Annotated in this window: 9 protein-coding genes; all 9 read left to right on the top strand. The window is 49.4% G+C overall.

The genetic code is table 11. The features are described 5' to 3' along the window. Positions 1-480 (top strand): PepSY-associated TM helix domain-containing protein (locus tag QVO39_RS06380; protein WP_288171874.1); only part of this gene is annotated, 480 nt, incomplete at its 5' end. Then, positions 477-3,275, top strand: coding sequence for a TonB-dependent receptor (locus QVO39_RS06385; protein WP_021903487.1), 2,799 nt, complete (start codon positions 477-479; stop codon positions 3,273-3,275). The genes QVO39_RS06380 and QVO39_RS06385, both read left to right, overlap by 4 nt. Continuing rightward, a complete protein-coding gene (locus QVO39_RS06390; RefSeq protein ID WP_021903488.1) occupies positions 3,272-3,643 on the top strand; it encodes a hypothetical protein in 372 nt (123 codons plus the stop codon). Before QVO39_RS06385 ends, QVO39_RS06390 begins: the two co-directional genes overlap by 4 nt. Continuing rightward, positions 3,640-5,190, top strand: coding sequence for a DUF6850 family outer membrane beta-barrel protein (locus QVO39_RS06395; protein WP_244400161.1), 1,551 nt, complete (start codon positions 3,640-3,642; stop codon positions 5,188-5,190). The genes QVO39_RS06390 and QVO39_RS06395 overlap by 4 nt, the downstream gene beginning before the upstream one ends. A 29-nt stretch (positions 5,191-5,219) precedes the next feature. Beyond that, positions 5,220-6,434: a DUF4876 domain-containing protein gene (locus QVO39_RS06400; RefSeq protein ID WP_021903490.1), complete on the top strand. Its 1,215-nt coding sequence runs from the start codon at positions 5,220-5,222 to the stop codon at positions 6,432-6,434. Between the two features lie 39 nt (positions 6,435-6,473). Next, positions 6,474-7,718, top strand: coding sequence for a DUF4876 domain-containing protein (locus QVO39_RS06405; RefSeq protein WP_244400160.1), 1,245 nt, complete (start codon positions 6,474-6,476; stop codon positions 7,716-7,718). Further along, positions 7,715-8,617 (top strand): ABC transporter ATP-binding protein, encoded by a 903-nt coding sequence (locus QVO39_RS06410; RefSeq protein ID WP_021903492.1) that lies wholly within the window; start codon positions 7,715-7,717, stop codon positions 8,615-8,617. Before QVO39_RS06405 ends, QVO39_RS06410 begins: the two co-directional genes overlap by 4 nt. A gap of 3 nt (positions 8,618-8,620) precedes the next feature. Continuing rightward, entirely contained in the window at positions 8,621-9,289 is a 669-nt protein-coding gene (locus QVO39_RS06415) for a hypothetical protein (RefSeq protein WP_021903493.1), read from the top strand. A 12-nt stretch (positions 9,290-9,301) separates the two neighbouring features. Then, the coding region (locus QVO39_RS06420; protein WP_288171876.1) for a DUF4857 domain-containing protein at positions 9,302-10,242 on the top strand (941 nt) is incomplete at its 3' end.

Consider the following 10,242-nt stretch of genomic DNA (forward strand, 5'->3'; position numbering starts at 1 on the left):
CTATCCGGTATATTGATGAATCATCGCGACCAGATCAATCCTAGTTATACCGTCAAGCGAATCATCCTACAGCAGGCGATAGCAGATACTCCGAGGGCGAAAGGGTCGGTAACCCAAGCCGAGCTCACCACCCTCCTTACGAGCATCCACGAAGAAAAGAACTACACCAAGCACTACTACCCCGATGACGAGAGCCTCAAGGTGTTTCTCAAAGGAGGTTCCACACTCGAGGTAGACCTTCGCAGTGGTACCGCCACCTACGACCGACTTCGTAAGCGCCCTATCCTGAGCGACTTTGTGAGGCTACACTACAATCCCGGAAGATGGTGGGCCTACTTCTCCGACCTATTCGCCATCGCCTTAATCCTTATTACCCTCTCAGGGCTACTTCTGGTCAAAGGGAAGCGAGGTCTTAAAGGAGTAGGCGGCGTAGAATTGATTATTGGGATAGTGATACCCCTGCTATTCCTTTGGTTATGAAAAATCTGCTCACACTCCTCCTGCTCCTCTCTATCCCGATAGAGTGGGCGGTGGCTCAGATCCCTAGAGCCACCGAGGTCACTATCACGGTAATAGATAGTGATAGTGGCGAACCCCTCATAGGCGCCTTAGTGCGTATGGAGCAGGGCGAGCAACTCCTTACCGGTGCTACCAACCCCCATGGCGTCATCACCTTCCCCAAGGTGGCACCTGGCAGTTATCAGCTACAGGTCACCTATATTGGTTATGATAAAAAGGTAGAGCACCTCAAGGTTGCTTGCTCCAAGCAAAATATCACTATCCAACTGAAGAATAGCAGTCGCGAGCTACAGGAGGTGGTGGTGACGGCAAAGTCCTCTAAAGGAATGACCAGCTCTTCCCTGATCGGCAAAGCCGCTATGGCACATATTCAGCCCTCTAGCATTGCCGATGTGCTGGAGCTACTCCCAGGGGGCTTCTCATCCGATCCCCAGCTCACCAGTCCCGATATCGTTCGGCTACGCGAAGCCACCCTCCCCATCGTAGGCCAACACAATTTGCTTCCACGCGTCAATCAATCCAATTACAATACCTCATCCATGGGCACCACCTTCCTTATCGATGGGGTGCCACTCAAGATGGATGCGGGGTTTAGGGGCATGCATGGGAGCAATTACGAGTACCCTATCCGAATACCGATCAATGCCGGAGTAGATATGCGTACTATTTCTACCGACGAGGTGGAGAGTATCGAGGTGGTGCGAGGAATTCCCTCTGTAGAGCACTCCGATCTTACTAGCGGACTCATTAAGGTGAAGCGTAAGCAATGGAGCGATGATTTGAATGGCCGTTTTAAGTCCGATATGAGTAGCAAGCTATTTTTTCTCTCCAAAGGGGTCACCCTTCGTGAAGAGCACCTCAACCTCATCGCCAGTGTAGGCTACCTCTCGGCCTATTCCGATCCACGCAGTGTACGGGATTGCTACGAGCGTATCAATAGCTCTCTACGCCTGTCGGGTAAGTGGCACTTGGGAGTCGGAGTATTCAGCTCTCACACCAATATAGATTATACCGGCACTCTCGACGACCGTAAGCGAGATCAAGACCTAGACTACAACCCCAAGGATAGCTACAAGGCAAGCTATCATAGCCTTGCTTTTTCGCAAACCTTCTTGCTCACGCCTAAGGAAAATCGATGGCTCCATGATCTAGAGATTATCCTCTCTGCCACCCATACTTGGGACCGGACGGAGATCACCAAGGATATGCTCTTGAATAGGGATGTTCCTTATCTTACGCAGAAGGAAGAGGGAGAGTTTGAGGGAAAATACTACCCCCGTAATTATGTGGCATCGCATTTGGTGGATAGTCGCCCGATATATCTCTATGCCAAGATGAAGGGTAGCACGCATCTGGACAGAGATTGGGGCAAACAACGGATTAAGTATGGAGCCACTTGGGCGTACAGTAAGAATAGGGGTAAAGGGACGCTCTTTGACTTGGATCGGCCTCTCTTCTGGACGGCTGGAAGCCGACCACGCCCTTTCTGTGATATCCCGGCTAAAAGTATGCTCTCTTTATTTGTGGAGGATGAGCTCTCTGTGCCTCTAGGTGCCCATACTTTCTCTCTAATGGCAGGTTTGGTGAGCAATCAACTCCTACACCTTGATAGCTCTTATCAAATGAGTAGGAAATGGTATACCGATGTTCGCCTTAACGCCCGCTGGAGCTTTGCCCCTATCACTGTACGAGAGCAACCACTTCGCATTCAGTTGCTCGGAGGGATCGGAAGCCTTAGTATGTTTCCTTCTATGGATCAGCTTTACCCCGAAACAGTGTATGACGATTTTGTGGAGCTCAATTATTACCATGCCAATCCGGACTATCGTCTGGTCTATCTACGCACCTATATTTACCACCCCAATAATCGGCCACTCACGCCAGCGAAGAATATCAAGATGGAGGGCCGGCTCGACCTCGAGTGGGCTGGTTACTCCGCCTCGGTCACCTACTTCCGAGAGCGGATGAGCAGCGGATTTCGTAACGATGCAGAGCTGAAGATTGCCAGTTTTAAGCGCTACAACCCCTCCTCCGTCCCTTATGATGCCCTTACGGCAAAGCCTGCTATTACCGACTTTTCCTACCAAGAGTCGAAGCAATTCAGGCTCCTCGGAAAGGTCACCAATGGTAGCGAAACCTCCAAGGTGGGGCTGGAGTGGATGCTGAGCACCCCACGATACCCATTCCTCAATACCCGAATTACCTTCTCTGGAGCGTGGTTTAGAACCACCTACCGCAATAGCTTGCCACAATATGAGCGCCCTAAAGCAGTGCTCGGGGATAGCGAGGTGCCCTATATCGGCATCTATCGTGATAATGAGATATTGGTGCGAGAGATGCTGAATAGCGACCTACGGCTGGATTCTTACCTCCCAAAAATTGGGCTAGGGGTATCGCTCTCTTTCCAGTCCAATTGGTACTCCTCTTCGCAGAAGATGCCCATCTCCAATTACCCTGACCTCTATGTGGATCTGAAGGATGGTAAGGAGCATCCCTTTAGAGAGCAAGATAAGTCGGATACCTACCTGCAGTGGCTCAAGCGGTCGTATAGCGATAGCTCATTTGAACGTTATGTGGTCCCCTTTATGATGATTACCAACCTCAAGGCTACCAAGCGACTATTTGGAGAGCGACTCAATGTGGCCCTCTTTGTGAATAAGATATTCGATTACTCCCCAGATATTCATCAGAAAGGGTATGTAATCCGACGAAACCAATATCCCTACTTCGGGATGGAATTGATGGTGACCCTATGAAAAAGATAGTTGAACTCCTGACTTGGCTTTTTATTGCCTCACTACTCTCCGCCTGCCATACGCCCGATAGAGCCGATGTGATGAGCGAGGTGACGGTCCAGATACGCTTCCAACCTTCTGTGCCTATAGCACAACAGAGCTACCAGATTAAGTTCCATAACCACAATACTCGGGTGACCACTATACGCAATTCTATCACCACCTCTAGCTACAGCGACCAATTACTGCGTGGGCTCTACGATGTGCAGGTCGAGGGGACCCTCTTATTGGAGAATGGCGAGCGAGCATGGGTGCGTGGTTCTGCTACCGAGCAAGAGTTTCTTTCGCAAGCCAGCATATGTGAAATCCATTTGGTACGAATGCAATGAAAAGGATTAAGTGGATATTATTCATGGTGTGGCTATTTATAGCTACTACGGAGATGGTGGCGCAAAAAAGGGATACCTTGCCCCTGCTTTCTCGCTCCTTGGAGCATGCAACGACAGATGTTGCGATGCTTCGGTATTACCACGAAAATGTGGCACTGCATCATCTCCTTTACCCCTCTTCGCTCTCTACTTTTGGCACAGAATACCATTGGAGGCACGAGAACAGAGCCTTTTTACAGCAGAATGGTTCGGGCGAAAGCCTTACACATATTTATGCCAATACCTATCTGAAACCTTCAGAGTCACAACATATGTGGGGCAATGCCACCTACTCCAGTGGGCTGATCAAGGGGGTTCGCTTCAATAGCACGTCCGACTTTGCTCGCCTCTACCCTTATATGGTTGCAGATGCCGAAGGGGGCAACCTATCGCACGAGCGGTATGCCTTCGGGGGCGGATATAGCGGAGCATACCACCAGTGGAGATTGGCAGGAGAGGTGCAGTATCTTTCACAGCAAGAGTATCGAAGGGTGGATCCGCGTCCACGTAATATTGTCTCCAATCTAACTATGAATATGGGGGTGGCACATCCACTAGGTAGCTATATTGTAGGGGTTTCACTCGGCCACGAGATCTACAAACAGCGGAGTAGCGTTGCTTTCTATTCCCCTTTGGGCACTACAATTCAGTGGCTCATGAATGGCCTTGGAGGGAGCTTCGCACGCTTCAATACCAATACCCCTACCGTCTACTACCGGGGATATGGCCTCTCTAGTGCAGCACATCTCGTACCGAGTGGGGTGGAGGGCTTTTCCGCCAAAATAGGATACCAATATCACCGGCTCGAGGAGACGCTCACCGATATGAACGAGGTTCCTATTCACCACTACAACGATCATCGAGTAGAAGTGGCTCTCGGCTATCTCTGGCAAGGAACTTGCCAGCAAGGAGTGGAGCTCAAAGCAGAGATACAAAACCGAAAAGGTGTGGAGCATATTGTAGGTGAACCTGCCGCTGGTACCTATCCTGTGATCGGGGAATTGCCCAACTTCTATTTTCCCCACTACAAAGGGACGCTCGCTTGGCATGTTGGTCGCTCCGAAGGCGGAGTGAACTGGCACCTCTCTCCTACGCTATCCTATCGTTATCTAGCCATACGCAAATTAGAGCCCAAGTCCCTGCTACAGAGCCAACGATGGCAGGTTGCCCTCAGTGGGTTCGGCTCCTATCAAATAGATAAAGCTAGCTACATAGCTCTCTCCTGCAACATAGGCTATTCTCCATTAGGCAAAGGAGAGCTATCCCTCTCACATACCACTTTAAAAGAGGAGCTGAGTAGAGAGGTGAGGCACAGTTTCGCTACCATCAATGCAACTCAACTCTTTTTTGAGGTAGCCCCTAAGTGGCACTACACCATACAGGGATGGGGATCCTTGCCTTGGGGCATTGAGGTAGGTGGCAGGTACCGATTCGGACGGTATAGTGGCGGAGGAGTGGATGCTATCCATCGACATTGGGTGGAGGGAGTGATTCAATTACTGTTTTAAACCGTTTAATTTTTAATAGATAAATAGATATGAAGAAGTTATTTTTACTATTCGGGCTATGTGTGACGTTGCTCCTACTCTGGAGCTGTAAGAGCGACCTCCCAGAGGTACCGAAGGATGCCGAAGTTACCTTTCAGCTAAAGGCACCATTGGGCGTTGAGGGCACCATAACAGAAGCTACAGGCGAGCTCACCTCCAGAAGCGATGGTAAGGTGTTGCCTATTTCTTTTAAGGAGGGTAAGGCGGTGCTTCACTTGGTACAGGGAGAACCCTATGCTATGAAGGTGATGTGTCGCTTCGAGTGCAAAGGTGCTTTAGCAGAGATAGAGTACAAAGAGGACTTTGTAGTTGAGGCAAAGGACAAATCTGACCGCACCTGCCAATTGATGTGGGAAATGCCTACGGAGAGCTTCGTTATCAGTGAGATATTCTTTGCTGGAAGTCGCAATAGCAAGGGTGAGCAGTACGATGAGGATAAATACCTCAAGATCACCAACAATAGTCCTGTAACGAGATATCTCGATGGACTAGCTCTAGTAAAGTCGCTCTGGCAGTCGGATGAGAAGGTGGAGGCAAAGCCCGATGTGAGGACAACACATTTCGTTACCGACCTGGTGATGCAGTTCCCTGGCACCGGGAGGGAGTATGCCGTGAAGCCGTATGAGAGTGTCATCTTGTGCCACTCGGCGATAGACCATACAAAGGAGAACCCTAATTCGATAGACCTGTCCAACGCCAACTTCGAGTGGATGAGCGATAAGGGCTACACTGATTCTGAAACCCCTGACAATCCTAAGGTACCCAATATGAAACTTGTGTTCATCAGCGACCCTTATGGCGATGGAACAGAGAATTGGACCATGAGTACCAACGGACAGAATACCTATGCGATCGTGGACCTACAAGGAAAGACAGCACAAGACCTCGTGAAGGAGTGCACTTATACTTACAAGGAGGTAATGATTATAGAGGGAATGGATCCTATGGAGTTGGATGGCCACCCTGCTCTAAAGCTTCCAAATGAGTGGGTGCTGGATGCTGTGAACCTCGGTATGACTAATGAGAAGCAGTGGTTGCCGATCTCGGAAAAATTGGATGCCGGCTATGCTAAGGTGGCAGATGAGCTGAATGATGATACACGCTACGGTAAAAAGGTGGTGCGGAAGAGCCTATCTGAAGGCTCTAAGGTGCTAAAGGATTCGAATAACTCTACCGAGGACTTCGTAGCAAAGGAACTGAAGTAACTGGAGACTAACGTTTAAAAATTTTATTTCAAGAAGTATATGAAAGCAATGAAGTATCTATGGGCCCTTATAGCCCTATTGGCTCTCGGACTAGTTAGTTGTGAGCCTGAAAAAGAGAATGAGGTGGCAGTGGAGCGTGAATGTAGTTTCGTGCTAAACTCACCTCTAGGTGTGAAAGGAGGAGAGTATAGCGACCTTAAGATCTCTTTCAAAAGCAATAAAGATGGCCAAACCTCTGAGCTAACCTCTAAGGAACCGACCTTTAAGAAGGTGCTTTTGGAGGGTGTGTATGAGGTTTCAGTTGAGGCTACTTTGGCATATCAGTCGGAGAAGCTAGGCAGAGTCTCTACTCCTATCTCTATAAAAGAGCAGGTGACGGTGACTAAGGAGCGTACCTCCTTCGAGCTCACCCCGCAGTATGTAGAGAATAGCAATGCCGGCTTTGTGATTGAGGAGCTTTTCTTTAGCCCTACCATTGACCCTGAGACCGGAAAGACCTTTAAGTACTCTGAGCAGTACATCAAGATTACCAATAATTCAGACGTCACTCTCTTTGCCGATAGTTTGGCGATTGTGCAGTCGGAAGATCTGAGCAATATGAAGCGGGATTATGTCGATAGTCCGCTGGATAAGGCCCTTACAGTCAGTTTTGTCTCTATGATTCCTGGTGATGGTAAGAGCCATCCAGTGAAGCCAGGAGCATCGCTGATTATTGCCAATGATGCCCAAGACCACTCAAAGGTTTTCAAGGGGGCGACCGATCTTTCGCACGCCGACTTTGAGATCTACGACCTTTCTGATAATCCTAGGTTCCAAGATGTGGATAATCCTGAGGTGCCCAACCTGATCTCTTACTATAAGTCTTCACTTACCGTCTCCTCTTTCCATCAGCGCGGCGTCACTACGATTGCTCTAGTACGGATGCCGGTAGATCGCGAGACGTTCATCAAGGATTACTTGTGGGATGGTAAGTATATTTTTAAGTTTAAGAACTTTGTGAAAGAGATGTCACTTAAAACCTATAAGATACCTCACGAGTGGATGGTCGATGTGGTATTCCTCGGTATCGAAGATGCTATTGAGTGGAGATTTATTCCCAATGTCCTAGATGCTGGTTACACTGGTTGGTGCAAGAGCTTTAATGACCGCACAGGACAAGGAACCGCAGTGATCCGTAAGGTGGCTAGGGAAGCCAATGGTAGAAAGTATCTGATGGATACCAATAACTCTACCAACGACTTCAATAAGCGTGTACAACCTTCGCTAAAAGCAGCAAAGCAATGATCGGAACTGACTCCTCGGCCATCATTGAGTGCCAAGGATTGACTCATTACTATGGTAAGCGCCTCATTTATGAGGGGCTTACCTTTACTGTGCCTAGAGGGCGTATTTTGGGTCTATTGGGCAAGAATGGTACTGGCAAGACTACCACCATCAATATCCTTGCTGGCTATCTGAAGCCGCGAAGTGGGGTGTGTAAGATGCTTGGCTATGACATTCAGTCGATGCCCCCTGAGGTTAAGGCCAACATTGCTCTTTTGATTGAAGGGCATGTTCAGTATAGCTTTATGACTGTGGAGGAGATTGAGCATTTCTATGCTCGATTTTATCCTCGTTGGCAGCGTGATATCTACTACGACCTAGTTAGCCTGCTTAAAATAGCTCCTCATCAACGTATCAGTAGGATGTCGTGTGGACAGAGGTCGCAAGTGGCATTGGGTTTGATTTTGGCACAAGATGCCGATCTCTTGGTGCTGGATGACTTTTCGTTGGGGCTTGATCCTGGTTATCGTCGACTTTTCATTGACTATCTAAAGGAATTCACCAAGGGACGTGATAAGACCGTCTTTCTCACTTCGCATATCATTCAGGATATGGAGCGGCTGATTGATGACTGCATTATCCTGGATTATGGTAAGATCCTTTTGCAGATGCCTGTGGCGGAGCTGATGAGTTCTTTCCATCGGTATTTGATAAAGCTGGAGGTGGAGGGGTTGGAGCTGCCAGGTGATCCGAAGCTATGGCACCCTGCGGTGATAGGAAATCAGGCTGAGGTACATAGCTTTGAGGGGATGGGGTATATCCGAGAGTATCTGGCGAAGCACCAATTGCCTTATAGCCAGTTGGTGGAGGAGCGGATGTCACTGGAGGATGTGTTTATAGGTTTGACCGGTAAGTATTGAGTTATGATTGGCGGATTGCTATATAAAGAGTGGGTGAAGACAAGGTGGGCGGTGTTGCTGCTTAGCCTCTTGGGACTAGGAGTGGTGGGCTATGCTTTGCTCTCGCTGGAGAGGATTGTATCGGTACGTGGAGTGTCCCATCTGTGGGAGGTACTCCTCTCTAAGGATGTACTTTTGCTAGATGCCCTCAAGTATCAGCCTATATTGTGTGGCTTGGTGCTGGCGGTGGTGCAGTGGGCTCCTGAAATGGTGCAAAAGCGATTGAAGCTAACCCTTCATCTCCCTTTGCCACTGGAGCGGATTGCATTTGTGATGCTCACGTATGGGGTATTGATGCTAGGCTTGTTTTTTCTGGTGGAGATGCTGATCCTATGGGGCTACCTCTCTAGTATCTTGGCACCAGAATTGGTGACTCACTTGCTGGTGAGTGTTGGGCCTTGGTTTTTGGCAGGCTGGGGAATGTATGGCGTAACTACTTGGGTGGTGGTGGAGCCTACGTGGCGGGGTCGCTTACTCTGTATGCTGGTGAGCTATGGGGTGTGCTGTCTCTACTTTGTGACGACGACTCCTCGGGCCTATCAGGACCTTTTGTGTGAGATGGGGCTTTGGTCGGTGTTGCTTTGCTATGTGGCTATTTTATCTATTTATCGCTTCAAGGAGGGGGTGCAGTAATTCTCTAGGCTTATGAAAATCTTTTTCCAACTATTGATGGGCGTGGTATCGGCACTGATGCTGATTTGGGGGCTTACTTCGCTCGGGGCGCTATTGCAAAGGGGTGGAGGGTATGTGCCTTTTACCCTCTATAGTGAGGTGGTGGGCGAATTTGTGTCGCTGGATAATAGTGGTGAGGAGGGGTCTCGCTACTACGACTATGCTGGGCGAGAGTATACGGAGAGTGAGTTTGATAGTGTATTGCCATCGTTTTACTACCGTCAGCTGGTGATGGATGGGCGTTTGCCCGATAGTATCCATGGGGTGGCGGTCTCACCGAGTATGCTGGAGGAGCAGAGCTTTATCTTTATCTCGCATCCCTCCTCTATCAATTGCCACGTGACGCCGCTTTATTTCCTTTTGGAGTCGATGTCGAAGAGGGTCTACCTGGAGATGCCGAGCGATGTCTTTCGGCTGGGAAAAAAGGGGATCGAATTTATTGATATGAGCCGTAACGAGGTGGATAGGGCAAAGTCGGAGTTGTTTCAGAAGGCGTTGGACGCCAAAGGAGTGGCTTTCCCGATAGCCCTAGTGGCTGGAAATGCCACCACCAAGAAGCCGTACGACCATGGGTATCTCTTGCTAGATGCCGGGGGGAGGCTCTTTAATCTGAGGCAGACGGTGGGGCGGCCTTATCTGCAGGAGATAGCATTGCCCAGTGGGGTGGTGCCCCAACAGCTCTTCGTGACGGAGTATCCGAGCCGTGCTTTCTTGGGCTTTTTGGTGGACGAAGTGGGTAGCTTTTATGCTATTACGCTTCCCGACTACCGCTTGGTAAAGGCGGAGTTGCCTCCTTTGGACCTGACACGGGATAAGCTGACGATCTTTGGCAATCCCTTCTACTGGACGGTGATTAGGAGCCGCGATGGCGAGGCACTCTATACCGCTTTGGAGGCTGGGTCGCTTCGGCGGGT

Source organism: Porphyromonas sp. CAG:1061 (genome assembly GCF_000435035.1).
GTDB lineage: Bacteria > Bacteroidota > Bacteroidia > Bacteroidales > Porphyromonadaceae > Porphyromonas_A > Porphyromonas_A somerae.